General features: G+C 76.0%; 21 protein-coding genes. 6 read left to right on the plus strand and 15 right to left on the minus strand.

All coding sequences use genetic code 11. From position 1 onward, the window contains the following. Positions 1 to 39: 39 nt before the first annotated feature. A complete protein-coding gene (locus tag MU522_RS04300; RefSeq protein ID WP_146355323.1) occupies positions 40 to 1,350 on the plus strand; it encodes an MATE family efflux transporter in 1,311 nt (436 codons plus the stop codon). A gap of 35 nt (positions 1,351 to 1,385) precedes the next feature. On the opposite strand, the gene MU522_RS04305 is transcribed toward MU522_RS04300, so the two are convergent. Beyond that, positions 1,386 to 3,023, minus strand: a complete 1,638-nt coding sequence (locus tag MU522_RS04305; protein ID WP_246992736.1) for a hypothetical protein — start codon at positions 3,021 to 3,023, stop codon at positions 1,386 to 1,388. 7 nt (positions 3,024 to 3,030) lie between these two features. Beyond that, a complete protein-coding gene (locus MU522_RS04310; protein WP_246992738.1) occupies positions 3,031 to 4,071 on the minus strand; it encodes an ABC transporter ATP-binding protein in 1,041 nt (346 codons plus the stop codon). 167 nt (positions 4,072 to 4,238) lie between these two features. On the opposite strand from MU522_RS04310, the gene MU522_RS04315 reads away from it, so the two are divergent. Both MU522_RS04315 and nucS read left to right on the plus strand, forming a co-directional pair. Further along, positions 4,239 to 5,426 (plus strand): MFS transporter, encoded by a 1,188-nt coding sequence (locus MU522_RS04315; protein ID WP_246992740.1) that lies wholly within the window; start codon positions 4,239 to 4,241, stop codon positions 5,424 to 5,426. Further along, positions 5,423 to 6,118, plus strand: a complete 696-nt coding sequence (gene nucS, locus MU522_RS04320; RefSeq protein WP_246992742.1) for an endonuclease NucS — start codon at positions 5,423 to 5,425, stop codon at positions 6,116 to 6,118. Before MU522_RS04315 ends, nucS begins: the two co-directional genes overlap by 4 nt. Before the next feature lie 6 nt (positions 6,119 to 6,124). Here the strand turns inward: nucS and MU522_RS04325 are convergent, their stop codons facing one another. The 13 genes from MU522_RS04325 to hemE form a co-directional block, all read right to left on the minus strand. After that, positions 6,125 to 6,994, minus strand: coding sequence for a hypothetical protein (locus MU522_RS04325; protein ID WP_246992744.1), 870 nt, complete (start codon positions 6,992 to 6,994; stop codon positions 6,125 to 6,127). A 49-nt stretch (positions 6,995 to 7,043) separates the two neighbouring features. Then, a complete protein-coding gene (gene hemL / locus MU522_RS04330; RefSeq protein ID WP_246992745.1) occupies positions 7,044 to 8,348 on the minus strand; it encodes a glutamate-1-semialdehyde 2,1-aminomutase in 1,305 nt (434 codons plus the stop codon). After that, positions 8,345 to 9,325 carry a porphobilinogen synthase gene (hemB, locus tag MU522_RS04335; protein WP_246992747.1) on the minus strand — a complete coding sequence of 327 codons (981 nt, stop codon included), beginning with the start codon at positions 9,323 to 9,325 and terminating at the stop codon, positions 8,345 to 8,347. Before hemB ends, hemL begins: the two co-directional genes overlap by 4 nt. Before the next feature lie 67 nt (positions 9,326 to 9,392). Continuing rightward, positions 9,393 to 9,845: a hypothetical protein gene (locus MU522_RS04340; RefSeq protein ID WP_246992749.1), complete on the minus strand. Its 453-nt coding sequence runs from the start codon at positions 9,843 to 9,845 to the stop codon at positions 9,393 to 9,395. Further along, a complete protein-coding gene (locus MU522_RS04345) occupies positions 9,842 to 10,858 on the minus strand; it encodes a serine hydrolase domain-containing protein (RefSeq protein WP_246992751.1) in 1,017 nt (338 codons plus the stop codon). Before MU522_RS04345 ends, MU522_RS04340 begins: the two co-directional genes overlap by 4 nt. A gap of 21 nt (positions 10,859 to 10,879) precedes the next feature. Next, on the minus strand, positions 10,880 to 12,520 hold the full coding sequence (locus MU522_RS04350) for an ATP-binding cassette domain-containing protein (RefSeq protein WP_246992753.1): 1,641 nt from the start codon (positions 12,518 to 12,520) through the stop codon (positions 10,880 to 10,882). A 218-nt stretch (positions 12,521 to 12,738) separates the two neighbouring features. After that, complete coding sequence (locus MU522_RS04355) at positions 12,739 to 13,227, minus strand: YbaK/EbsC family protein (RefSeq protein ID WP_246992755.1); 489 nt, start codon at positions 13,225 to 13,227, stop codon at positions 12,739 to 12,741. Positions 13,228 to 13,377: 150 nt separating this feature from the next. Continuing rightward, complete coding sequence (locus tag MU522_RS04360; RefSeq protein WP_246992757.1) at positions 13,378 to 14,196, minus strand: uroporphyrinogen-III synthase; 819 nt, start codon at positions 14,194 to 14,196, stop codon at positions 13,378 to 13,380. A 92-nt stretch (positions 14,197 to 14,288) separates the two neighbouring features. Next, a complete protein-coding gene (gene hemC, locus MU522_RS04365) occupies positions 14,289 to 15,227 on the minus strand; it encodes a hydroxymethylbilane synthase (RefSeq protein ID WP_281440022.1) in 939 nt (312 codons plus the stop codon). Continuing rightward, entirely contained in the window at positions 15,224 to 16,537 is a 1,314-nt protein-coding gene (locus MU522_RS04370; protein WP_318655677.1) for a ferrochelatase, read from the minus strand. The genes hemC and MU522_RS04370 overlap by 4 nt, the downstream gene beginning before the upstream one ends. Then, on the minus strand, positions 16,534 to 17,253 hold the full coding sequence (gene hemQ, locus MU522_RS04375) for a hydrogen peroxide-dependent heme synthase (RefSeq protein ID WP_246992759.1): 720 nt from the start codon (positions 17,251 to 17,253) through the stop codon (positions 16,534 to 16,536). The genes MU522_RS04370 and hemQ overlap by 4 nt, the downstream gene beginning before the upstream one ends. Further along, entirely contained in the window at positions 17,250 to 18,938 is a 1,689-nt protein-coding gene (gene hemG, locus MU522_RS04380; RefSeq protein ID WP_246992761.1) for a protoporphyrinogen oxidase, read from the minus strand. Before hemG ends, hemQ begins: the two co-directional genes overlap by 4 nt. Then, a complete protein-coding gene (hemE, locus tag MU522_RS04385) occupies positions 18,935 to 20,032 on the minus strand; it encodes a uroporphyrinogen decarboxylase (protein ID WP_246992763.1) in 1,098 nt (365 codons plus the stop codon). Before hemE ends, hemG begins: the two co-directional genes overlap by 4 nt. Before the next feature lie 82 nt (positions 20,033 to 20,114). Here hemE and MU522_RS04390 point away from each other — a divergent pair, with 82 nt between their 5' ends. The 3 genes from MU522_RS04390 (at position 20,115) to MU522_RS04400 (ending at position 25,244) form a co-directional block, all read left to right on the plus strand. Continuing rightward, complete coding sequence (locus MU522_RS04390) at positions 20,115 to 21,479, plus strand: glutamyl-tRNA reductase (protein ID WP_246992765.1); 1,365 nt, start codon at positions 20,115 to 20,117, stop codon at positions 21,477 to 21,479. A 135-nt stretch (positions 21,480 to 21,614) separates the two neighbouring features. Next, positions 21,615 to 23,039, plus strand: a complete 1,425-nt coding sequence (locus MU522_RS04395) for an MFS transporter (protein WP_246992767.1) — start codon at positions 21,615 to 21,617, stop codon at positions 23,037 to 23,039. Between the two features lie 195 nt (positions 23,040 to 23,234). Then, positions 23,235 to 25,244, plus strand: a complete 2,010-nt coding sequence (locus tag MU522_RS04400) for a glycogen debranching N-terminal domain-containing protein (protein ID WP_246992769.1) — start codon at positions 23,235 to 23,237, stop codon at positions 25,242 to 25,244. Positions 25,245 to 25,266 lie beyond the last annotated feature (22 nt).

Genomic DNA, 25,266 nt, shown 5'->3' on the forward strand with positions numbered 1-25,266 from the left:
GGCGCGCGGAGCGCTCACCGGTAGCGTTGGTGGGTGCGGATGCGGGCGGATGCGCTGGATCGGGAGATCCTGCGGCTCGCCGTCCCGGCGCTCGGGGCCCTCATGGCCGAGCCCGCCTTCCTGCTCGTCGACACCGCCCTCGTCGGGCACCTCGGCGCCGAGCAGCTCGCCGGCGTCGGCATCGGCGTGGCCGTGCTCTCGACCGCCGTCGGCCTGCTCGTCTTCCTCGCCTACGGCACCACGCCGGCGGTCGCGCGCCTGCTCGGCGCCGGCGACCGGCCCGCCGCGATCCGCGCGGGCATCGACGGCATCTGGCTCGCGATCGTCGCCGGGGCGGCGCTCCTGCTCGCCACCCCGCTCGCGCACCCCGTCGTCGCCCTCTTCGGCGCCGCATCCGCCGTCACCGAGCACGCCGCGGTGTACCTCGGCATCTCGATCCTCGGGCTGCCGGCGATGCTCATCGTGCTCGCGGCCACCGGCCTCATGCGCGGGCTGCAGGACACCCGCACGCCGCTCGTCGTCGCGACCGCCGGCTTCGCCGCGAACGCCGCGCTGAACGCGCTGCTCATCTACGGCCTGGGCCTCGGCGTGGCCGGCAGCGCCCTCGGCACGGTGCTCGCGCAGTGGGGCATGGCCGCGTTCCTCCTGCGGTTCGCGGTGCGCGAGGCGCGCAGCGAGGGCGTGCCGCTGCGCCTGCACTGGGGCGACCTCGGCCGCACCGCCACCACCGGCGGCTGGCTCTTCGTGCGCACGCTGTCGCTGCGCGCGGCGCTGCTCGCGACGACGGCGGTCGCGACGCAAGCGGGGACCACGACGCTCGCCGCGACGCAGATCGCCTTCGCGCTCTTCTCGACCCTCGCCTTCGCGCTCGACGCGCTCGCGATCGCGGGGCAGGCGCTGCTCGGCAAGGCGCTCGGCGCGGGCGACGTCGCGCAGGCGCGCGCGGTGACCCGGCGCCTGCAGCGGTGGGGCGTGGGGTTCGGATGCGTCGTGGGCGCCGCGCTCCTGGCCGCGGCCTGGGTGCTCGGCGGCGCCTTCACCTCGGACGCGGCGGTGCTCGAGGCGCTGCCGGTCGCGCTCGTGCTGCTCGCGCTCGCGCAGCCGATCGCGGGCTTCGTCTTCGTGCTCGACGGCGTGCTGATCGGCGCGGGTGACGTGCGCTACCTCGCGTGGACGGGCGTGCTCAACCTCGCCGTGTACCTGCCGCTGCTGCTGCTCGCGCTCGTGCCCGGCTGGAGCGCGCTCGCGGTGATCTGGGCGGCGTTCTCGTTCGGGTACCTGGGCGCCCGTGCCGTGACGCTGGGGCTCCGGGCCCGCTCCGACGCGTGGATGCGCACGGGGCGCGCCTGACGCATCCGTCGCCTCCGCCGGCTCGACCGCTGCGCTCAGACGAGGGCGTCGCGGGCGCGGAAGCGCGCGGCGGCCGCGGCGAGCAGCGCTGCCGCGATCGCGAGCAGCCACCAGGAGCCCGTCCAGTCGGGGTCGTCGGCGAGCGGGTTCGCGAGCCAGTGGAAGGGGCTGAGGTTCTCGAGCCACTCCCACGCCTCGCCGAGCAGCGGCGCGAAGTCGCCGACCAGCAGCAGCCCGATGAGCAGCACCCAGCCGAGCCAGGCGACCGTCGACGGCAGGAACGCCACGAGGGCCGCGCCGACCGCGAGGTAGACCGCGACGAGCGGCAGGTGCGTGAGCGCGATCCGCCACAGCTGCTCGCAGCGCTCCTCGCCCCCGGCGGCGAGGGATGCGCCGGTCACGATCGTGAAGGCCGCCAGCACCGCGAGGGACGCGAGCGCGCCGAGCAGCAGGTGGCTGCCGAGCCACCCGGTGCGGCGCACGGTCGTCGCGAGCACGAGCTCGCCGTGCGCCTGCTCCTCGTGCCGCAGCCGCAGCACCGCCTGCATGCCCGCCGCGCTCGCCACCACCCCGATGACGCCCGCGAGCGCCGTGAGGAACAGGCCCTCGGTGTCGCCGCCGCCCTCGGCGCCGAGCGTCTCGACGATCCTGCCGAGCGCCGGGTTCTCGGCGAGCGCCTCCGAGATCACCGGCGCGAGGCGCCCGGCGATCGCGCCGATCACCGCGCCGACGACGAGCCACGCGAGCGACGCGGCGCGCTGCAGCCGGCCGGTGAGGCCGAGCGGCGCACCGCCGGGGTGCCAGCCGAGCAGCGCGGTGCCGGCGCCGCGGCCGCGGCGCTCCGCCAGCAGCGAGCGGCCGAGCTCGCGCCGCGCCTCGAGCGCCACCACGAGCGCGCCGAGCAGGAGCACGGCGGGCACGAAGAGCAGCAGCGGCGTGCCGTCGGGCTCCCACGGCTCGTCGGCGAAGGGGTGCGCCTGCGCGCCCCAGCCGATCGGCGAGAGCCAGATCGGCCACGCCGACTCGACCCGCGTGAGGTCGGCGCTCGGCTCGCCCAGCGCATCCCCGATGCCGCGCACGAAGAACCACAGCCCCACGACGATCGACGCGGCGCCGTTCGCGGCGCGCGAGGTGGGGAAGACCTGTCCGGCGAGCAGCCCGACGAGCATCGCGACGACGCCGACGCCCGCGAGCGCCGCCGCCATGAGCGCCGAGCCCAGCGCGTCGAGCCCGAGCGCGAGCGACGCCGCGAGCGTGACGCCGCACACCACCGCGAGCTCGATGGCGCCGGCGCCCAGCGTCGACACGAGCGGCGCCCAGCGGCCGACCGCCGTGCCGCGCACGAGCTCGGCGCGGCCGGCGTCCTCGTCGCCGCGCGAGTGGCGCACCGCGAAGAAGGTCATCATGAACGCGACCATCACGGCGAGGTAGGCGAAGGTCGAGACGAACATCACCGCGCCGAGGCCCGTGCCGGCGGGCGCGCCGCGCAGCAGCATGAGGCCCGGCTGCGCCGCCAGCAGCGCGACGAGCCCTCGGCGCGACTCCTCGTCGAAGGCGGCGCCGAGTCCGCCGAGCACGGCCGACCACATGCCGGCGACCGCGAGCACCCACAGCACGACGTGCAGCCGGTCGCGACGCAGCGCCGCGACGAGCAGCAGGCCGGTGCCGGTCATCGCCGGCTCACCTCGCGTGCCGGCCGTGGACGTCGTCGACGTCGGCCGACGACGGCGCGACCGCCGGCGCATCCGCCGCCTCCGACCCATCCGCATCAGGCCCGTCCGCCAGGCCCGTCTCGTCGGCGTGCCGCTGGCCCTTCGCGCGCTCGGCCCGCGCCGAGTCGACGCGCGCCTCGTCGCCGTAGTGGCGCAGGAACAGCTCCTCGAGGCTCGGCGGCGTCAGCGTGACGGCCTGCGCCCCGCGGTCGCCGAGCCAGCGCAGCACCGCCGGCATGTGCTCGGCGGCGACGGAGGCGCGCACGTGCTCGCCGTCGACCGAGACGTCGGCGAGCGGCAGTCCCTGCGGCGCCGGGCCGCGGTAGGCGACGACGGTGTGGTGCAGGTGGCGCAGCTGCTCGAGCGTGCCGGCCTCGACGATGCGCCCGTCGCGGATGATCGAGACGGTCGAGCAGAGCCGCTCGACCTCGCTGAGGATGTGGCTCGACAGCAGCACCGTCGCGCCGCGGTCGGCGACGCGGCGGATCTCGGCCTGGAAGACGCTCTCCATCAGCGGGTCGAGCCCGCTCGTCGGCTCGTCGAGGATGTAGAGGTCGGCCTCGCTCGCGAACGCGGCGATGAGCGCGACCTTCTGGCGGTTGCCCTTCGAGTAGGTCTTCGAGCGGCGGCGCGGGTCGAGGTCGAACGCCTCGATGAGGCGGGCACGGTCGGATGCGGGGGCCCGGTGGCCGCGCAGGCGCGTGATCGTGTCGATCGCCTCGCCGCCGGTGAGGCCGGGCCAGAGGGTCACGTCGCCGGGCACGTACGCCGCGCGGCGGTGGATCGCGACGGCGTCGCGCCACGGATCCATGCCGAACACGCGCGCCTCGCCGCCGGAGGCCCGCAGCATGCCGAGCAGCACCCGGATGGTGGTCGACTTGCCGGCGCCGTTGGGGCCGAGGAAGCCGTGCACCGCACCCTGCTCGACCGCGAGGTCGAGCCCGTCGAGCGCCTGCACGCGCCCGAACCGCTTGTCGAGACCGCTCGTCTCGATGACCCGATCCGCCATGGCGCTGACGCTACTCGTGCGCGGGCGCCGCACAACGCAAGCCGTTCCGCCCGATCGTGCGGCGGATCGGGGGCGGGCCGCCGAAGCGGTGCGGAACCGGCGCGCGGGGCTTGCGTTGTGCGGGCGGCCCGGCGCGGCCCGGCTCCCCGGCACGGCAGAATGGATCGGTGCACTCCCTCACCGCCTGGCGCAACGCCGTGTTCGCGACGTTCTTCGCGATGGGCCTCGGCTACGCCAGCTGGATGGCGCGCGTGCCGCACGTGCGCGACGTGCTCGACATCTCGACCGGCGAGATGGGCATGATCCTGCTCGGCATCTCGATCGGCTCGGTCACGGGCCTGCTGCTGGCGAGCCACATCATCCACGCCGTGGGCACGCGGCTCGTGGTGTCGTTCGGCATGATCGCGGTCTCGGGCGGCCTCGCGCTCGCCGGATGGGCCGCCGACGCCGGGCAGGCGTGGCTCGTGATCGCCGGGTTCATCGTGGGCGGCAGCCTCACCGGCGTCACCGACGTGGCGATGAACATCTCGGGCGCCGCCAACGAGCGGCGGCTGGGGAAGCCCATCATGCCGCTCTTCCACGCCTCCTTCTCGTTCGGCACCGTCGCCGGGGCCGGGCTCGGCGGCCTGTGCGAGCTGCTCGGCATCGGGCTCGGCTGGCAGGCGACCTCGATCGCCGTGCTGACGATCGCGCTCGGCTTCGTCGTCCACCGGCACCTGCCCGCCGACACGGTCGAGGAGCACGAGGAGCCGGTGACGCTGCGCGAGCGGCTCGCGGTCTGGAAGGATCCGCGCACGCTGCTGCTGGGCCTGCTCGTGCTCGGCATGTCGCTCACCGAGGGCAGCGCCAACGACTGGCTCGCGCTCGTGATGGTCGACGGCCACGGCTTCTCGAAGGAGGGCGGCGCGTTCATGCTCGCGCTGTTCCTCACCGCCATGACCGGCGGCCGCCTGCTGGGCGTCGGCATGCTCGGGCGCTTCGGCCGCGTGCCGGTGCTGCGCGCGACCGCCGCGTGCGCCGCCGCAGGTCTCCTGCTCGTGATCTTCGCCGACGCCTCCTGGCTCGTCGTCGCGGGCGTGCTGCTGTGGGGCTTCGGCGCGAGCCTCGGGTTCCCCGTCGGCATGAGCGCCGCCGCCGACGAGCCGCGCATGGCCGCCGCGCGCGTCGGCACGGTCTCGGCGATCGGCTACATCGCCTTCCTCGCCGGCCCGCCGCTGCTGGGCCTGCTCGGCGACCTCGTGGGGCTGCGGAACGCCCTGCTCGCCGTGCTCGTCTTCGTGGTGCTCTCGCTCGTCACCAGCCACGTCGCGCGCGAGCGCGTCTCGCCCGCCACGCCGCAGGAGGTCGCCTCATGAGGCTCGTCGTCGCCCACTGCTCCGTCGACTACGCCGGGCGCCTGTCGGCGCACCTGCCGCTCGCGCCGCGCGTGCTCATGCTCAAGGCCGACGGGTCGATCCTCGTGCACTCCGACGGCGGCTCGTACAAGCCGCTCAACTGGATGAGCCCGCCCGCCGTCTTCAGCGCATCCGAGCCCGACGACGACCAGCGCGCCGCCGGCGTCACCGAGGTGTGGACGGTCACGCACCGCAAGACGGGCGACTCGCTCATCGTCTCGGTGCACGAGGTGCTCGCCGACTCGAGCCACGAGCTCGGCGTCGACCCGGGGCTCGTGAAGGACGGCGTCGAGGCGCACCTGCAGGTGCTGCTCGCCGAGCAGATCGAGCGGCTCGGCGACGGGTACGAGCTGTGGCGGCGCGAGTACATGACGCCGATCGGGCCCGTCGACATCCTCGCGAAGGATGAGGGCGGCGCGACGGTCGCGGTCGAGATCAAGCGCCGGGGCGAGATCGACGGCGTCGAGCAGCTCACGCGCTACCTCGAGCTGCTCAATCGCGACCCGCGCATCGCGCCCGTCACGGGCGTCTTCGCAGCCCAGGAGATCAAGCCGCAGGCGCGCACGCTCGCCGAGGACCGCGGCATCCGCTGCGTCGTGCTCGACTACGACGAGATGCGCGGCATCGACTCGGGCCACGCGCGGCTGTTCTGAGGCCGGTCAGTCGCCCCGCGGCGGCCAGCCCTCCTCCTCGGCGTCGGTGAAGTCGCTCGTGTCGAGCGACCGCGGGTCGATCCGCACGTCGAGCGGCAGCGGCACCTCGTCGTCGGCCGCCTCGCCCGGCGCCTCGCCGCCCGGCGCCTCGCCGCCCGGCACCGCCTCGCCCGGCGCCGCGTCGTCGGCCGCGCCGCCGCTGAACGGCGGGATGCGCTCCTGCCACGCTGCGCTGCGGTCGGGCAGCGCGTCCTCGCGCGACGCGTACGGCTCGACGTGGTCGGGGGCGGGGGCGGATGCGGCGGGCAGGTCGTGCTCGCGGGCCGCGTAGGGCTCGACGCGGTCGGGCATCGCCGCACCGCCGGCCGGCAGCGCGTCCTCGCGCGAGGCGTACGGCTCGACGTGGTCGGGCGTCGGCGCCGACGGCGGCGGCAGCTCGTCCTCGTGCGACGAGTAGGGCTGCACCCGGTCGCGCCACGTGCCGGGCGCCGAGGGCGCGCCGCCGAAGTCCTCGTCGACGAACGGCGATGCGGCCTCGGTGCCGCTCGGCTGCGGGCCGGCGGCTCCCTGGGTCGGTGCTGGATCGGACATCGTGACCTCCCATCTCCCGCGCGGCGGGCTGCTGAAGCTGACGGCGAAGGGGTGCTCGGCGGGCGCGGCGGGCTCGGGGCGCGCGAGCGCGACGCCCTCGGCGTCGGCGCGGGTGCCGCAGATCGGGCACTGGAGCGCGGCCACGCGACCGGCGTCGTCGACGTCGACGACGCATCCGCCGATCACCACGTCACCGGCTTCGAGCACGTCGGGGATGGTGCCGTACCCCCACACGATCTCGCGCATGGGAGTGCCGCACTCGGGGCACGCCAGCGTCGTCGCCATGCCGCAACGGTAGTCCCGGCGAGCGCCGGAGGCTAGGTGCTTCGGGCCCTCAGGCGCCCTTGGCGGCGGCCGCCGCGCGGGCAGCCGCGGGCAGTGCGTCGACGATGCGGCCGAGCGGCTCGTCGCCGTGCGCCGCGGTGACGAACCACGCCTCGAAGACGCTCGGCGGCAGGCTCACGCCCGCGTCGAGCATCGCGTGGAAGAACGGCGGGTAGCGGAAGGCGTCCTGCGCGCGCACCTCGTCGAAGTCGCGCGGCGCGCCCTCGCGGAAGGCCACCGAGAAGAGGCTGCCGACGCGGGTGATCGCGTGGGCGACGCCCTCGGCCGTGAGCGCGTCGGCGAGCGCGGCCGTGATGACGTCGGCCGCCGCGTCGAGGCGGCGGTACACCTCGTCGGTCGCGAGGCGCAGCGTCGTGAGGCCCGCCGCGACGGCGACGGGGTTCCCGGACAGGGTGCCCGCCTGGTAGACGGGGCCGAGCGGCGCGAGCAGCTCCATGAGGTCGCGCCGGCCGCCGAGCGCCGCGAGCGGCATGCCGCCGCCGATGACCTTGCCGAAGGTGATGAGGTCGGGCGCCTCGTCGCCGGCCCGCTGCTCGAGGCCCCACATCCCTGCGCGGTGCACGCGGAAGCCGGTGAGCACCTCGTCGCTGATGAGCAGCGCGCCGTGCGCGTGCGCGGTGCGGGCGAGGAAGCCGTTGAAGTCGCCGTCGGGCGCCACGACGCCCATGTTGGCGGCGGCCGCCTCGACGATGATCGCGGCGATCTGGTCGCCGCGCTCGGCGAAGAGCCGCTCGATCGCCTCGCGGTCGTTGTACGGCACGACGACGGTCGTCGCGGCGACCGACGCCGGGATGCCGGCCGAGCCGGGCATGGCGAGCGTCGCGAGGCCGGAGCCGGCGGCCACGAGGAGGCCGTCGGAGTGGCCGTGGTAGTGGCCGTCGAACTTCACGAGCAGGTCGCGGCCGGTCGCGCCGCGGGCGAGGCGGATGGCCGTCATCGTCGCCTCGGTGCCGGTCGAGACGAGCCGCAGCCGCTCGACGGGGCCGACGCGGCGCTCGACCTCCTCGGCGAGCAGCGCCTCCGCGGGCGTCGAGGCGCCGAACGAGAGGCCGTGGGCGGCGGCGTCCTGCACGGCCTCCACCACCTCGGGGTGGGCGTGGCCGAGGATGGCCGGGCCCCAGCTCGCGACCAGGTCGACGAGGTCGCGACCCTCGGCATCCGTCACGTGGGCGCCGTGCGCCCGCACGAGGAAGGCGGGCGTGCCGCCGACGGAGCCGAAGGCGCGCACGGGGCTGTTGACGCCGCCCGCGATCGCGAGCTTGGCGCGCTCGAAGAGCTCGGCGTTGGTGCTCATCGCATGGCCCCCAGCCACTCGGCCTGCTCGGTCGCCCAGTAGGTGAGCACCACGTCGGCGCCTGCGCGCACGATGCTCGTGAGGCTCTCGGCGATGAGGCGGTCGCGGTCGATCCAGCCGTTCGCGGCGGCAGCCTCGACCATCGCGTACTCGCCCGACACCTGGTAGGCCCACACGGGCACGTCGGATGCGGCCGCCACGTCGGCGAGCACGTCGAGGTAGAGGGAGGCCGGCTTCACCATCACGATGTCGGCGCCCTCGGCGAGGTCGAGCAGCGCCTCGCGGAGCCCCTCGCGGCGGTTCGCCGGATCCTGCTGGTAGGTCTTGCGGTCGCCCTGCAGGCTCGAGTCGACGGCCTCGCGGAACGGGCCGTAGAGGGCGGAGGCGTACTTCGCGCTGTAGGCGAGGATCGCCGTCTGCTGGTGGCCGGCCGCGTCGAGCGCCTCGCGCACGCGCTCGACCTGGCCGTCCATCATGCCGCTGAGCCCGAGGATCTGGGAGCCGGCGGCAGCCTGGGCGACCGCCATGTCGGCGTAGCGCTCGAGCGTCGCGTCGTTGTCGACCGCGCCGTCGGCGGCGAGCACGCCGCAGTGGCCGTGGTCGGTGAACTCGTCGAGGCAGAGGTCGGTCTGCACGACCGTCGCGTCGCCGAACCGCTCGGCGAGGAAGCGCGTCGCGGCGTTGAGGATGCCGTCGGGGTCGGTCGCGCCCGAGCCCTCGGCGTCCTTGTGCTCGGGCACGCCGAAGAGCATGACGCCGCCGACGCCGGCGGCGATCGCGCGCTCGACCTCGCGCGCGGCGGAGTCGAGCGTGTGCTGCACCTGGCCGGGCATCGACGAGATGGGCCTCGGCTCGCTCAGCCCTTCGGCGACGAACATCGGCAGCACCAGCTGCGCGGGGTGGAGGCGGGTCTCGGCCACGAGGCGGCGCATGGGAGCGCTCTGCCGCAGCCTGCGGGGGCGGAGGGTGGGAGCCATGTCCCCCCAGGATACTCGCGCCCGCCCACACGGCGGGGCCGGCCCATCCGGACCGGGGCGGCGGCGCTCAGCCGAGCGCGACGACCTCCACCTCGGCGCCGCCGGCGCGGTACCGCACCGGCATGCCGGGGTGCGCGAGGGCGAACCAGAAGGTGCTCGTGCCCGCGTCGCCCCGCACGTCGTAGCGCAGGCACTCGAGCTCGCCGACGGCGAGGCGGATGCGCTCGGTCGCGACCGTCGTCGCATCGACCGGGAACGCGGCGTGGCCCTGCAGCTCGCGCCACGTCGCGCGGCGGCGCCGCACCTGCCCCGTCGGCCGGCCCGACGCATCCGTCGTCACCGTCGTGCACGTGCAGCCGTCGGCGTCGCCGTCCTCGAAGCCCGACCGGTGGAAGGCGACCTCGCCGGCGCGCTCGGTGCGCGAGAGCACCCAGCGGCCGTCGGGGCAGCCGGCGCGGATCTCGGCGGCGGTGAACGGCGTCGGCGCGAGGCCGGGCCCGAGCAGGTGCGGGTCGCTCATGCTCGCAGCTCGGCGTCGACGGCCTTCGCGAGCGCGCCGATCACGGGCCACGCGCCCTCGGAGCTGTTGCCGAGCACGCTGACCGTCGTGCGCGCCGCGATCAGGTGGGTCGAGCGGAACGAGGCGCCCGCGTCGTAGCCCTCGAGCACGAGGGCCGGATGCGTCGCGTGCAGCCAGAGGCCCATCCCGGAGCGCAGTCCCTCGTCGGGCACGTCGTGGCGCGGCCGCATCATCGCGTCGACCGTCGCGCGCGAGACGATGCGCCCGTCGAGCAGCGCGAGCCAGAAGCGGTGCAGGTCGGCTGCGGTCGTGAACGCGCCGCCGTCGCCGTTGCCGAGCACCGGCAGGTGCAGCGTGTTGACGAGGTCGCCCTCGTCGTCGAGGTAGCCGAGCGCCGCGTCGGCGGGGAGCGCGTTGAGCGGCAGGAAGCCGGTCGAGGCGAGCCCGGCCGGCTCGAGCACGAGGCGGCGCACCGCCTGGTGGTAGGTCTCGCCCGTGGCGCGCTCGAGCAGCACGGCGAGCACCATGTAGCCGCCGTTGCAGTACGCGAACCGCTCCCCCGGCGCGAACGCCTGCGGGTGCCCGTCGAGCACCGGCAGGAACGCCTCCGCGGTCGTCAGCCGGTGCACGGGCACGCTCAGCACGAAGTCGGAGACCTCCCACTCGGCCTCCTCGTCGAGGTAGTCGCCGATGCCGGAGGTGTGGGTGAGCAGGTGCTCGATCGTGACGGCGGCGTCGACGAGCGGCAGGTCGTCACCGAGCAGCTCGCGCACCGGCTGGTCGAGCCGCAGCGCGCCCTGCTCGACGAGCCGCAGCACCGAGAGGGCGGTGAACGACTTGCTGCCGCTCGCGATCGCGATGCGCGCCTCGGGGATCATCGGCACGCCGTGCGCCCGGTGCAGGAAGCCCTCGCAGCGCTCGAGCGTGCGCCGCTCGCCCTCGTCGATCGTCACCACGCCGGTGAACGCGCGCTTGGCGACGGCCTCGTCGAGCGCCTGCCGGTCGACGTGCATGGCTGCCTCCGCGGGTGCTGGTCACCTGGATGCTACGCCGCGATCGTCGAGCCGGCCCGCCTCGATCCTCCACTGGCGCGCGATGCCGAGCCGGTCGAGGAACGCGCCGTCGTGGCTCACCACCACGAGCGCTCCCTCGTAGGCCGCGAGCGCCTCCACGAGCCGGTCGACGCTGTCGAGGTCGAGCGAGTTGGTCGGCTCGTCGAGCAGCAGCAGCTGCGGCGCCGGGTCGGCGAGCAGCAGCCGCGCGAGCGCGAGCCGGAACCGCTCCCCGCCCGAGAGCTCGCGCACCCGCTGCTCGCCGCGGTCGCCGCGGAACAGGAAGCGCGCGAGCTGCGCCCGCACCTCGAGCGGCGACCGGGTCGGCGCCGTCTCGCGCACGGCGTCGACGAGCGTCGCGTCCTCGTCCGGGAAGCGGATGCGCTGCGGCAGCATCGCGGTCTCGCGGATGCGGTGGGTCACCTCGGCGACGGGCGCGGGCCGGCCGTCGGCCCGGGAGGCCGCCGTGCCGGCGATCGCGTCGAGCAGCGTCGTCTTGCCCGCCCCGTTGGCGCCCGTGAGGGCGATGCGCTCGGGCCCGCGCACCGCGACCGCCTCGCCGCCGGGCAGCCGCAGCGCGAGCACGTCGCGCCCCGCGGGCACGCGCGTGCCGGGCAGCGCGATGCGGATGGTGCGGTCGTCGCGCACGCGCGCCTCGGCCGCCTCGAGCGCCGAGGCGGCGGTCGACTCGCGCCCCTCGTGCAGCGCCTTCGAGCGCGCGGTCGTGCGCTCGGCCTGCCGCTGCAGGCCGCCGGCGACGATCTTCGGCATGCCGCCCGCGAGGAACGCGCGCCGCCCCGCGGCCTGCGACCGCGAGCGCCGCTCGGCCGCCTCGATGCGCTCGCGCCGCTCGCGGCGCAGCAGCTGCTCGGCGTCGCGCACGTCCTGCGCGGCCGCCGCCTGCTCCGCCTCGAGCGCCGCCCGGTAGGCCGAGTGCGGCCCGTCGAACGTGCGCAGCACCGAGCCGGTGCCTGGGCCGGGGGCATGCAGCTCGGCGATGCGGTCGACCCGCTCGAGCAGCGCGACGTCGTGGCTGACGACCACGAGCGAGCCGCGCCACGCGCCGACCGCGTCGTGGAGCCGCGCGCGGGCGTCGGCGTCGAGGTTGTTGGTCGGCTCGTCGAGCAGCGCGATGTCGGCGCGCTGCAGCCGGATCGCGGCGAGCCCGACCAGCACCGCCTCGCCGCCCGAGAGCGTCGCGATCGGGCGGCGCAGCAGGTCGACGTCGCCGGCGAGGCCGAGGGCGGCGAGCTCCGCGAGCGCCTCCGCCTCGATGCCCCAGCGGTCGCCGACCTCGTCGAAGCGGTGCGGGGCGACGTCGCCCGACTCGATGGCCGCGATCGCGTCGAGCACGCCCGCGATGCCGAGCGCATCCGCCACCGTGCCGGGCCCGAGGGCCAGCTGCTGCGGCAGCGCGGCGATCGTGCCGTGCACGACGATGTCGCCTGCGGCGGGCGCGAGCGAGCCGGCGATGAGGCGCAGCAGCGTGGACTTGCCGGCGCCGTTCATGCCGACGAGGCCGGTGCGCCCGTGGCCGAGCGCGCCGGAGACGCCGTCGAGCACGGGCGTGCCGTCGGGCCACTGGAACGAGACGCGCGAGAGCGCGATGACAGGGTGTGCCAAGAGGGATCCTCCGAGAGCGGGGAGCGCTGACGGATGGGTCGACGATGCGTGGTCGTCGGGTCAGCGCCGGGTCGCGGCTCCGTGGATCTCGGTCATCGTGGCTCCTGGGGGTGCGGAGGGCGTCGGCGCTGACACCGCCGACGACTGCTCGAGCGACGGTACACGCCCGGCGGGGCGCGCGCCAGCGCCCCGTGGCGTCGCGCGTGAGGGCGGATGCGTCAGCGCGGCGCCTCGGGATCGGTCACGTCGGCGACCTGCGCGCCCAGGTGCGCGACGAGCGCGTCGCCGTCGACCGTCGCCGCGACCCCGTGGTCGCCGCCGCCGATGGAGACGCGGTGGCCGAGCACGCGCTCGTCGGCGACGACGGGCAGCGGCCGCGTCGTGCCGAACGGGGTGATCGTGCCGCGGCGGAACCCCGTCACCGCGAACGCGGCGTCGGCGTCCGGCATCGACAGCCGGCTGACGCCGAGCAGCTCGCGCAGCTTCGGCCACGCGATCGTGCGGTCGCCGGGCACGAGCACGAGCAGGTGGTCGCCCTCGCCGCGGCGCACGACCATCGTCTTGATGACCTCGGCGGGGCTCACGCCGCGAGCCTCGGCGGCCTCGGCGAGCGATCCGACGCGCCCGTGCCGGGTGATCTCGTGCTCGAGGCCGGAGGCGGCGAGCGCCTCGAGCGCGGGGTTCGTGTCGCGGGCGTGCTCGCTCATGCGCCCACGCTACGCCGAACGCGACCCGTTCCACCCTCGGCGACCCGGTGCACCGGGTCGCGTTCGGTGGAACGGGTCGCGCTGCCGGAGCGGTCGATGCGCCGCCGGAGCGGTCGATGCGCCGCGGGACCGGTTGGCGCGGCGCCGACCTCAGCGGCCCGCGGCCGCCACGAGCGCCGCGACGAGCTCCTGCGCGTTCGGCCGCTGCGCGATGCCCGCGACCCGCAGGCCGTGCTTGCGGCAGTCCTCGGCGGTCTGGTCGCCGATCGCGATGATGCGCGTGTCGCCCGCGAGGCCGAGCCGCGCGACCTGCTTCGCGACCGAGCCCGAGGTGACCAGCACCGCGTCGATCGGCGTCTCGGCCGGCTCGACGGCGGTCAGCACGGCATCGGCGCCGTCCTCCCCCGCCGCCTGCAGCTCCTCCTGCTGCCGCGTCGCATCCGCGCCGACGACCGGGATCGCGCCCGTCTGCGTCGAGACCGCCTCGGCGAGCGCGTCGCCCGACTCGAACACCGGCACCGTGCGGTACGCGACCACCTCTGTCACCTGCATGCCGTGGCGCCGCAGCCCGTCGGCGATCGTCGGCCGCGCGTCGAGCGCGTGCGGCCAGAGCACCCGCCCCTCGCGGATGGGCCACTCGTCGACGAGCCCGGCCGCCGACTGCTTCGTCGGGATGAACGCGACCGGCACGCCGCGCTCCCGCAGCGATGCGGCCGTCACCGCGCCGACGGCGGCGACGTGCACCGAGACCGGCACGCGCGGCAGCACCCGCACGGTCGACTGGCTCGTGACGACGAGCCAGTCGAAGCGGCCCTCGGCGAGCTGCGCGAGGATGCGCTGCAGGTGCTCCTGGTCCTCGGCCGGCTCGATCGTGACGAGCGGCAGGATCAGCGGCTCGAAGCCCGCGTCGGTGACGAGCCGGGCGACCTCGTCGCCCCAGCTGCCGCCACGGGGGATCAGGACGCGCATGGCTTCCTCCCTGGGTCGGTGCCGAGCAGTCTCGCAGAGGCGGCGGACGCGGCGCGCCCGACCACCCGCGCGCCGCCCGATCCGCCGGAGCCTCAGCCCTCGGTGCGCGCCTCGTGCACGAGGTCGGCGGCGCCGGCCTCGAGCAGCTCGGCGACCGCCCGCTCGGCCACGTCGCGCGCGCCCTCCGCGAGGTCGGCGGGCGCCGTCGAGTCGAGCGTGAAGGCGTGGGATGCGCCGAGGCGGCGGGAGCCGTCGGTCGCGTACGCGATCGCGGTGAGGAAGAGCATCCCGTCGGCGACCTCGGCGTGCGCGGCCACCGGTGCCGCGCATCCGGCCTCGAGGCCCGCGAGCACGCGCCGCTCGGCGTCGGCCGCCGCCCGGGTGGGGCCGTGGTCGGTCTTCGCGACCGCGGCGCGGCTCGCGCCGTCGCCGTCGCGGATCTCGACGGCGAGCGCGCCCTGCGCGGGCGCGGTCGGGAAGTCGACGAGGTCGAGCAGCTCGGTCGCGCTGCCGTCGAGCCCGAGGCGCTTGAGGCCCGCGAGCGCGAGCACGACCGCGTCGAGGTCGGCGTCGTCGCCCTGCGCCCGCGCGAGGCGCGTGGGCACGTTGCCGCGGATGTCGACGACCTCGATGTCGGGGCGCGCGAGGCGCAGCTGCGCCGCGCGCCGCGGCGACCCGGTGCCGACCTTCGCGCCCTCGGGGAGCCCGGCGAGCGTGAGCCCGTCGCGGGCGCACAGCGCGTCGCGGGGATCCTCGCGCTTCGCGACCGCGGCGAGCTCGATGCCGGCGGCGGGCGCCGTCGGGAGGTCCTTCATCGAGTGCACCGCGACGTCGACGCGGCCCTCGAGCAGGGCATCCCGCAGCGCCGAGACGAACACGCCCGTGCCGCCCAGCTGCGACAGCGAGGTGCGGTCGACGTCGCCCTTCGTCGTGATCTCGACGATCTCGACGTCGCCCGCGAAGCGCGCGGCGAGCGCCTTCGTCTGCGCCATCGCGAGCGCCGAGCCGCGCGTGCCGACGCGCAGCGTCACGGCTGCAGCCCGGCGATCGCGGGCCGGAAGCCGAGCCGCGGGTTCTCGCAGCAGCCGGGCCGGCACACGTCGTACCAGGTGTGGATCGAGGTGACCGCCTTGCGCTCGGCGACCGGCCGCCCCTCGAGCCGCTCCTGCACGAGGTCGACGAGCGCGCCCACGTACTGCGGGTCGACGCCCGGCGTCGGCGCGCGGCGCACCCACAGGCCCCGCTCGGTGGCCGTCTCGATGGCCTCCTCGTCGAGGTCCCACATGACCTCCATGTGGTCGCTCACGAAGCCGAGCGGCACGATCACGACCGCCTTGCGGCCGCCGTCGCCCACCGGGAGCTCGTCGATCGCGTCGTTGATGTCGGGCTCGAGCCACGGCTGCGAGGCGGGCCCGGAGCGCGACTGGTAGACGAGCTGCCAGGCGACGCCCGGCGCCGCCTCGCCCATGACCCACTCCGCGGCGGCGAGGTGCTGCGCTTCGTAGCCGCCGCCCGGACCCCACTCGTGCAGGTCGGGCGCGCCCGAGCGCTCCGCGTCGGCGGTGGGGATGCTGTGGGTCGCGAAGAGCACCTCGACGTCGCCGTCGGCGAAGCCCGCCTCGCGCGCCTCGGCGACCGTCGCGCGCACGCCGTCGACGAACGGCGCGAGGAAGCCCGGGTGGTTGAAGAACTGGCGCACCTTGTCGATCTGCATCGACGCCTGCAGCCCGGTCGCCTCGAGCGCGTCGGCCCAGTCCTCGCGGTACTGCCGGCACGACGAGTAGGAGGAGTAGGCCGAGGTGGGGATGGCGAGCAGCCGCGTCGCGCCCGCGTCGGCGGCCTGCTGCAGCGCCTCGTCGAGGTACGGCGCCCAGTTGCGGTTGCCCCAGTAGACGGGCAGGTCGACGCCGGCCTCGGCGAGCGCGCCCTCGAGCGCGGCCTTCAGGTCGCGGTTCTGCTGGTTGATGGGGCTGACGCCGCCGAAGTGGCGGTAGTGGGTCGCCACCTCCTCGAGCCGCTCGTCGGGGATGCCGCGGCCGCGGGTGACGTTGCGCAGGAACGGCAGCACGTCGTCCTGCCCCTCCGGCCCGCCGAAGCCCGACAGCAGGATGCCGTCGTACGCGACCGGCTCCTCGACGTGCTCGGGGCCCGGCTGGGCGGCCGGCGTCGCGCTGGCGACGGCCGCGCCCGGCTCCAGGTGCACGGCCGTCGCCGCCGGCGCCTTCGTCTCGCGCCGGGCCGCCTGCTGCTCCGCCTGCTGCTGCTCGGGCTGCTGCTGCATCCCGCCGCAGCAGCCGCCGCCGCAGCATCCGCCCTGGGGCGCATCCGTCATCTCGCTCATGCGAGCACCTCCTCGATCTCGTCGACCGCGATCCTGCGGCCCGTGAAGAACGGCACCTCGTCGCGCACGTGCAGGCGCGCCTCGACGGCGCGCAGCTCGCGCATCATGTCGACGAGCTCGACGAGCTCGTCGGACTCGAGCGGCAGGATCCACTCGTAGTCGCCCAGCGCGAACGCCGAGACGGTGTTCGCGAGCACGCCGCGGTAGGCGGCGCCCGCGCGGCCGTGCTCGGCGAGCATGCGGCTGCGGTCCTCGGACGGCAGCAGGTACCAGTCGTAGGAGCGGTTGAACGGGTAGACGGTCACCCAGCGCTTGGGCGCGATCCCGCGCATGAACCCGGGCACGTGCTGCTTGTTGAACTCGGCGTCGCGGTGCACGCCCATGGCGCTCCACACCAGCGTCGTGCCGGCGAGCTCGCGCGAGCGGCGCACGCGGCGCATCGCCGCCTGCAGCGCCTCGGGGCGCGTGCCGGCGGTGCCGTGCAGCCAGACCATGATGTCGGCGTCGGCGCGCATGCCGGAGACGTCGTAGATGCCGCGGGCGATGATGCCCTCGGCCTCGAGCGCGGCGAGCTCCTTCTCGAGCGGCGCGCGTCCGCCGTTCGCGGCCGGGCCGCCGCGGCGGTGCACGCTCCAGATGGTGAAGCCGTCGTCCTGGGGCTCGGTCTGCCCGTGCTCGTCGGGCTGCTCGTGGTGGGCGTGCTCGTGCTCGCTCATGCCTCTCCTCGGTCGTGTGCGGTCGCGGTGTCGTCGGCCGCGGCGCCGGGGGCGCCCGCGGTGTCGTTCGGGGCGGATGCGCCGGCGGACGCCCGCGCGTCGTCGCCGTCGGGCGCGGGGTCGGCGGCCCCCTCCTCGGGGGCGACGTCGTCGGTCCAGGGCCTGCCGGGCTCGACGAAGCGCTCCCGCCGGATGCCGAGCGCGGCGGCGCGGGCGTCGGGCACGACCTGCGCGAGGCCCGTGCCGGCGACGGCGGCGCCGACGACGAGCAGCTGCTCGTGCGCGGCCGCGGCGGCGCGGATCGCCCGCTGGCGGGCGGCCGCACCGACGACGCTCGCCGGCTGGCCCTGCTGCCAGCGCACGCGCGCGGCGGCGACGGGCTCGGGCAGCTCGCGGCCGAGGATCGCGCGCGCGTCGGCGAGCGCGAGCGCGACGGCCGCCGCGTCGTCGAGGCCCTCGGTCGCGGGCGGGGTGCGGCCGGAGCCGTAGCTGAGGCGCACGACCTCGCGGCCGCCGGCGGCCTCGCGCAGCCACGGCCACTTGGCGCTCGAGTGGGTCATCGCCTTCGCCCGCACCGCGGGCGCGTCGCCGGCGACGAGCACGCCGGTGCCGCGCGGGTCGCCCTCGATCGCGCCGGCGGGGAGCACGAGCGTGACGAGCTCGACGGTGACGCCGCCCGCGTCCGCGGCGAGCTCGGCGAAGCCGTCGACGCCGTCGAGCACGCGCAGCGCCTCGGCCTCGGGGAGCGCGACGACCAGCGACGACGCGTCGAAGCCGCCCGCATCCGTCTGCACGGTCCAGCCGGTGCCGGTCGGCTCGGCGGCGAGCACGCGCACGCTCGTGCGCAGCTCGGCGCGGTGCTCGCGCGCCCGCTCGGCGAGCGCGCCGGTGAGGCGGTGGATGCCGCCGCGGATGCCCTGCACGGCGCTGCCGGGACGGCTCGCGTTGCTCGGGGCGGCGTCGCCGCGCGCGACGGCGGCGGCGCGCTCCTCGAGCACGACGGCCACGGCGCCCGAGAGCGACCCGGCCTGCGTGAGCGCGTTGTTGAGGCCCGGCGCCACCGTCGCGACGTCGAGCAGGTCGGGGTCGGCCGAGTAGACGCCGCCGGCGAGCGGCCCGACCAGCCGGTCGAGGGCCTTGCGCCCCATGCGGCGGCGCACGAGCGGGCCGAGCGCGTCGTCCTTGCCGATGCGCAGCACCGGCATGAGGCGGTCGAGGTAGGCGCGCACCGCGCCGCCCCAGCCGAGCACGTCGATGACGTCGCGCGCGAGCGGCGACGAGGGGATGCCGAGCAGGGTGTGCTTCGGCAGCGGCACGGCGCGGTCGGCGAGCTGCAGCCAGGCGCCGGCCGGGTTGGGGCTCACGATGTCGTCGCCGAGGCCCAGCTCGCGCGCGAGCTCGGCGACCGCGCCGCCGCGGGTCGCGAACGACTCGGCGCCCGCGTCGAGCGCGAGACCGTCGACCTCGATCGGGCTCGCGACGCCGCCGAGGCGGTCGGAGGCCTCGAGCACGAGCACCCGGTAGCCGCGGGCCGCGAGCTCGTGCGCCACGGTGAGTCCCGCGACGCCCGCGCCGGCCACGATCGTGTCCCAGCGCTCCGCGCCCGCGCCGCCGGGCGCATCCGCACCCTCGGCGGGCGCGACGCCGGCCTCGGGGCCGGGCTCAGCCCCGGTCACGTCGGTCACCGCGCATGCACCGCCTGCACGATGCGGGTCAGCACCGCAGGGTCGGCCGTCGGCGGCACGCCGTGGCCGAGGTTGAACACGTGCGCGCGGGCGACGGAGCCGGCGATGAGCACGTGGTCGATCGCGGCCTCGACGATCTCCCACGGAGCGCCGAGCACCGCCGGGTCGAGGTTGCCCTGCACGGTCACGTCGGCGTCGATGCGCTCGAGCGCCTGGTCGAGCGGCACGCGCCAGTCGACGCCGATGCAGTCGACGTCGAGATCCATCGCGCCGTAGAGCTCGCCCGCCCCGACGCCGAAGTGCACGAGCGGCACGCGGCGGCCGGATGCGTCGGTCAGGTGGCGCACGGCGTCGAGCGCGAGGCGCGAGGCCGGAGCGACGTGCTCGCGGTACTGCTCGAGCGGCAGCGAGCCCGCCCACGAGTCGAACAGCTGCGCGGCGCTCGCGCCCTCCTCGACCTGCGCGCGCAGGAAGCGGCCCGTGACGTCGGCCGCCCAACGGGTCAGGGCGTCCCACGCGTCGGGGTGGGAGCGCATGAGGGTGCGCGCCTCGAGGTGGTCCTTCGACGGGCGGCCGGCGACGAGGTAGGCGGCGAGCGTGAAGGGCGCGCCCGCGAATCCGATGAGCGGGGTCGTGCCGTCGCCGATCTCGGCGAGCCCCGCGATCGTCTGGCGCACGCCCTCGCGGATCGGCTCGAGCGCCTCGTCGAGGCGGGCCGGGTCGAGCGCGACGAGGCGCTCGACATCGGCGGGGGTGCGCACGGGCTCGGCGACGACCGGACCGACGCCGGGCTCGATCGTCACGTCGACGCCGACGAGGCGCAGCGGCACCATGATGTCGCTGAAGAAGATGGCCGCGTCGACGCCGTGGCGGCGCACCGGCTGCAGCGTGATCTCGCTCGCGAGCACCGGGTCGAGGCACGTGTCGAGCATGTCGCGGCCCTGGCGCAGCGACCGGTACTCGGGCAGCGAGCGCCCCGCCTGCCGCATGAACCACACGGGCGTGACCTCCGGGCGGTCGCCGCGGTAGGCGCGCACCAGGCCGGAGGCTCCGGTGCGGGTGTTGAGCGGGTGGGTCTCGGGCAGCGCAGGCATCGCATCCATTGTCCCACCTCCGCGCTGGGGGCGCTCGCCCGCCGCCGACGGGGCGGGCTGGGGGACGCGGTAGGATGGTCGGGTGCTCATCTGCCTGACGGCGAGTCACAAGAACGCCGACTTCACAGCCCTCGAGGCCCTGTCGTCGGCAGACGCCGCGCAGCTGCCCACCTCCTTCGCCTCGCACCCGTCGATCGAGGGCGCGATCGTCGTCTCCACCTGCAACCGCTTCGAGGTGTACCTCGACGTCGACGCCGACCGGGACGAGGCGCCGGGCATCGCCCAGACGGCCGCGGCGGATGCGCTCGGGTTCCACCATCCCGAGACCCTCGAGCCGCTCGTCGAGGGCCGCGCCGCCGAGCACCTGTTCGCCGTCGCCGCCGGCCTCGAGTCGGTCGTCGTCGGCGAGGGCGAGATCGCCGGCCAGGTGCGCCGCGCGCTGCAGTCGGCGCAGGACGCCGGCACGACCTCCCCGAGCCTCGAGCGCCTCTTCCAGCGCGCGTCCGAGACGCAGCGCGGCATCAAGAACCGCACCGGCATCGGCGAGGCCGGCCGCTCGATCGTGCGCCTCGCGCTCGACCTCGCGAGCGCCCGCGTCGACTTCACCGGCGCGCGCGTGCTGCTCGTCGGCACCGGCCGCTTCGCGGGCGTCTCGCTCGCCGAGCTGCGCCGCCGCGGCGCCCAGCACATCGAGGTCTGGAGCCCCTCCGACCGCGGCGCCGGCTTCGCCCGCAGCCACGCGATCGGCTACGTCGACCCGCGCGACGCCCCGCTCGCCGCCGCGACGGCCGACGTCATCGTCACGTGCACGAGCGCCGACCACCACGTGGTCGACGCCGCGCTGCTCCGGGCCGGCCGCGAGCGGCTCGCCGCGACCCACGCCTTCCCCGGCTCCGCCGTGCAGCCGCACGACGCATCCACCTGCCCCGTCGCGCTCGACCCCACCGCCGAGGGCTGCCCGCTGCACGCGGGCCCCGGCGCCGAGTGCCCGGTCGACCACGGCCGCGCCTCGCAGCTCGTGATCGACATGGGCATGCCCCGCAACGTCGACCCCGACGTCGCGACCGTGCACGGCGTCGAGGTGCTCGACCTCGAGACGATCCGCCTGCACGCGCCGCTCGAGCACCTCACCGCCACCGAGGACGCCCGCCACCTCGTGCGGAAGGCCGCCGCGCGCTTCGAGCGCGGCACCGCCGAGCGGCAGCTCGGCCCCGCGATCGCGGCGCTGCGCGAGCACGTGCAGGGCGCGATGGACGCGGAGCTCGCCCGCATCGCCAAGCGTGGCACCGAGGAGGAGCGGCGCCTCGCCGAGCAGGCGCTGCGCCACTTCGCGGGCGTGCTGCTGCACAAGCCCACCGTGCGGGCGCGCGAGCTCGCCGCCGAGGGCAGGCACGACGACTTCCTCGCCGCGATCCAGGCGCTGTACGGCATCGACGACGTCGCGTGAGCGCGCGGTGGAGCTGAGGGTCGAGGCCCTTTCGGGCCTCGACCGCGACCCCAGCGCCGGGGTCCGTCCCGGACCCCGGCAGGGATCCGCGTGAGCGAGCCCGTCCCGGGGCCCGGTCACGCGTCACGGCCAGAGGTGACCGAACCCTTCGAGTCCGGCGGCGAGCCGGCCTCCGGCGCGCACGGCATCCTGCCCGCGACGCCCATCACCGGGCCCGTCGAGACCGTCGACAGCCCTGCACCACGCCGCCGCTTCGTCGACCTCGCGCCGCTCCGCGCCTCGCCCGCCTTCGCCAGGCTCTGGATCGGCAACGCGATCAGCGGCATCGGCGCGCAGATGACGGTCGTCGCCGTCGGCCTGCAGATCTTCGACATGACCGCGAGCACGATGATGGTCGCCCTGGTCGGCGGCATCGCGCTGCTGCCCATGGTCGTCGCAGGCCTGTGGGGCGGCATGCTCGCCGACGCCTTCGACCGGCGCTCCCTGCTCATCGCCTCGAGCCTCACCGGCTGGGCCGCGGTGCTCGGCCTCGTCGCGCTCTCGACGTGGGACGCCGCGCTCGTCGCCGAGGGCGGCCGCGCACCGGTGTGGCCGTTCTACGTGCTCACGACGATCAACACCGTCGCCGCGACCATCTCCGGGGCGACGCGCAGCGCCGTCACCCCGCGCATCCTGCCCGCGCACCTCCTCTCGCGCGCGGCCGCGCTCAACGGCATCGCGATGGGCACCATGCTGACGCTGGGCCCCGCGGCCGCCGGCGTGCTCGTCGCGACCGTCGGTCTGCCGATCACGTTCGCGATCGACGCGGCGCTCTTCACCGCCGGCTTCCTCGGCGTGCTCGGCCTGCCCCGCCTGCCCCCGCTCGGCGCGGTCGCGAAGCCGGGCCTCGCGTCGCTGCGCGACGGCTACCGCTTCCTGCGCCAGGCACCCAACATCCGCATGTCGTTCGTCGTCGACATCATCGCGATGACGTTCGGCCGGCCCTACGCGCTGCTGCCCGCGATCGGCGCCGTCGCCATCGGCGGCGGCCCCGTCACCGTCGGCGCCCTCACCGCCGCGGCCGCCATGGGCACGCTGCTCGCGAGCCTCTTCTCGGGCCCGGTCGCGCACATCCACCGCCACGGCGTCGCGGTCGCGCGGGCCATCACCGTCTACGGCGCGTTCGTGCTGCTGCTCGGCGCCGTCATCCTCGCCATGGCGCTCGGCTGGGGCGGGCCGGTCGCCGCCGAGTGGCCGCAGGTGTCGTGGCCGGCGCTCGCCGTCGCCGCGATCGCGATGGCCGGCATGGGCGCGAGCGACGAGATCAGCGCCATCTTCCGCTCGACCATGATGCTCACCGCCGCGCCCGACGACATGCGCGGCCGCACGCAGGGGCTGTTCACCGTCGTCGTCACCGGCGGCCCGCGCATCGGCGACCTCTACGCGGGCCTCGCCACCACGCTCGTGGCGCTCTGGGCGCCGCCGCTGCTCGGCGGCATCCTCATCGTCGTGCTCATCGCCGTCGTGACGCGCGCGCAGCGCTCGTTCCTCGCCTACGACGCGCGCCGGCCGACCCCCTAGCGCCTCGGCGGCGATGCCGCTCAGCAGACGCGCACGGCCTGCGGCACTCGTGCGCCAAGGCTGAGGGCGCCTTGCGGGACGCTGTTCTGCAACAGGAATAGTTTTGGGCCAGCCGCACCGCACAGCGATCGGAAGCCCATGTGTCACGAGCAGAGCAGGGGTGTCGGGAGACCGCCGCTCCTCCACACCGAGCTCGTGGCGCTCTCTGCTCCCACGCAGGTCTGGTCGCACCGCGACGGCACGATGGGCGGCAGCACCGCCCACGGCGTCTACCACGGCGACTGGCGCTACGTGCGGGGCGTCGAGCTGCTCGTCGACGGCGCGCCCGTCGAGCACATCACCACCGCAGACGAGGCCGACTGGGTCGTCTTCCACGCCGTCGCCCGCGACCTCGACGCGCGCGCCCCGGCGGCTCGCGTCATGGTCGAGCGGATGCGCGAGGTCGCGCCGGGCGCGGTCGTCGAGCGGGTGACGATCGTCAACGGCCGCGACGTGCCCGTCAACGCCGCGGTCGAGCTCGTCTGCGACGTCGAGCTCGCGCCGATGTGGACGGTGCGCGCCGGGGATCCGCGCCCGGTCGAGCTGCGCATCCGCATCGAGGACGGCGTCGCGATCGCCACCGACGGCACCCGGGTGTTGCGCTGCACGAGCCGCGGCGGCGAGCTGCGCGTCGAGGGCAGCCGCGTCATCGCCTCGCGCCACAGCGTGGTGCTGCCCGACGACTGGGCGGGCTTCGCGCTCGAGCTCGAGCTCGACGACCCGACGCTCGCGGTGACCGGCACGCCCTGCCCCGCGCCGTGCGCGGGCGTGCGACCGACCGGCCGGGCCGCCCTCGACCGGTGGGCCGAGCGCGCCGTGACCGACCTCGAGGACCTCCTGCTCGACGCCGGCCACGGCGCGTTCCCCGCCGCGGGCGCCCCCTGGCACGTGACGATGGTCGCGCGCGACGCGCTCATCGCCTCACGGCTGCTGCTGCCGCTCGGCACCGACCTCGCCGAGGGCACGCTGCGCACGCTCGCCGCCCGGCAGGGCGTGCGCACCGACCCCGCCACCGGCGAGGAGCCCGGCCGCATCCTGCACGAGCTGCGGCAGGACTCCATCGAGCTGCCCTGGATGGGCGTCGAGCTGCCGCCGGTCTACTTCGGCTCCATCGACGCGACGCCGCTGTGGATCGTGCTGCTGCACGACGCCTGGCGGGCGGGGCTGCCGCTCCAGGCGGTGCGCGAGCTGCGCCCCTCGCTGCACGCGGCGCTCTGGTGGCTCGACAAGCGCACGGGCGACGGGTTCCTCAGCTACCCCGAGGAGTCGGGCACGGGCCTCGCGAACAAGGCCTGGAAGGACTCCCCCGACGCCATGCGCTTCGCCGACGGCGGCATCGCGACCGGCTCGCTCGCGGTCGCCCAGGTGCAGGGGCTCGCGGTGCGTGCCGCGGTCGGCGCAGCCGACCTGCTCGACGCGCTCGGCGACGGCGGCGAGCGGTGGCGCGGCTGGGCTGAGCGGCTGCGGGAGCGCTTCCGCGCGGCCTTCTGGGTCGAGCACGGCCGCGAGCGCTTCCCGGCCCTCGCGCTCGAGGCCTCGGGTGCCCAGGTCGACGCGCTCACGAGCGACATCGGGCAGCTCATCGGCACGACGCTGCTGTCGGCCGAGGAGGAGCGCGAGGTGGCCCGCCTGCTGCTCGACCCGCGGCTCTCGTCGGGCTTCGGCCTCCGCACGATGGCGACCGACGCGGGCGGCTACTGGCCGATGTCCCAGCACTGCGGCGCGATCTGGCCGCACGACACGGCCGTCGCGATCGAGGGCCTGCTGCGCGCGGGGCTCGGCGCGGAGGCCGCGGCACTGGCCGAGCAGCTCGAGCGGGCGGCGGATGCGTTCCAGGGCCGGATGCCGCAGCTGTACGCCGGCTACGGGCTCGACGACACCGCCGCGCCGATCCCCGTCCCCGGGGCGTGCTCGCCCCAGGCGTGGAGCGCGGCAGCCGTGGTGCCGGTGCACCAGGCGCTCACCGCGCGCGCCGCGAGCGCGGTCGGGCCGATCGCGGTCGAGCGGCACCTGCACGCGCTCACGCCGCTCGCGCCGAGCGCGCCGGAGCCCGCGCGCGACGCCGAGCCGGCGCGTGCGCAGCGCGTCGCGGCCGGCGGCGCCGTGCGCCGCGAGCACGCGTACCTGCGGCTCGTGGAGCCGGATCGCTCGCCGCCTGAGCTCTAGGGTGCGGAACGAGGTCTCGTGA

Source organism: Agrococcus sp. SCSIO52902 (assembly GCF_022983135.1).
Lineage (GTDB): Bacteria > Actinomycetota > Actinomycetes > Actinomycetales > Microbacteriaceae > Agrococcus > Agrococcus sediminis.

Coding starts and splice junctions, on each gene's coding strand:
- MU522_RS04300 (WP_146355323.1), top strand. CDS start 40: ATGCGGGCGGATGCGCTGGATCGGGAGATCCTGCGGCTCGCCGTCCCG.
- MU522_RS04305 (WP_246992736.1), bottom strand. CDS start 3,023: ATGACCGGCACCGGCCTGCTGCTCGTCGCGGCGCTGCGTCGCGACCGG.
- MU522_RS04310 (WP_246992738.1), bottom strand. CDS start 4,071: ATGGCGGATCGGGTCATCGAGACGAGCGGTCTCGACAAGCGGTTCGGG.
- nucS (WP_246992742.1), top strand. CDS start 5,423: ATGAGGCTCGTCGTCGCCCACTGCTCCGTCGACTACGCCGGGCGCCTG.
- MU522_RS04325 (WP_246992744.1), bottom strand. CDS start 6,994: ATGGCGACGACGCTGGCGTGCCCCGAGTGCGGCACTCCCATGCGCGAG.
- hemL (WP_246992745.1), bottom strand. CDS start 8,348: ATGAGCACCAACGCCGAGCTCTTCGAGCGCGCCAAGCTCGCGATCGCG.
- hemB (WP_246992747.1), bottom strand. CDS start 9,325: ATGGCTCCCACCCTCCGCCCCCGCAGGCTGCGGCAGAGCGCTCCCATG.
- MU522_RS04340 (WP_246992749.1), bottom strand. CDS start 9,845: ATGAGCGACCCGCACCTGCTCGGGCCCGGCCTCGCGCCGACGCCGTTC.
- MU522_RS04345 (WP_246992751.1), bottom strand. CDS start 10,858: ATGCACGTCGACCGGCAGGCGCTCGACGAGGCCGTCGCCAAGCGCGCG.
- MU522_RS04355 (WP_246992755.1), bottom strand. CDS start 13,227: ATGAGCGAGCACGCCCGCGACACGAACCCCGCGCTCGAGGCGCTCGCC.
- MU522_RS04360 (WP_246992757.1), bottom strand. CDS start 14,196: ATGCGCGTCCTGATCCCCCGTGGCGGCAGCTGGGGCGACGAGGTCGCC.
- MU522_RS04370 (WP_318655677.1), bottom strand. CDS start 16,537: ATGAGCGAGATGACGGATGCGCCCCAGGGCGGATGCTGCGGCGGCGGC.
- hemQ (WP_246992759.1), bottom strand. CDS start 17,253: ATGAGCGAGCACGAGCACGCCCACCACGAGCAGCCCGACGAGCACGGG.
- hemE (WP_246992763.1), bottom strand. CDS start 20,032: ATGCCTGCGCTGCCCGAGACCCACCCGCTCAACACCCGCACCGGAGCC.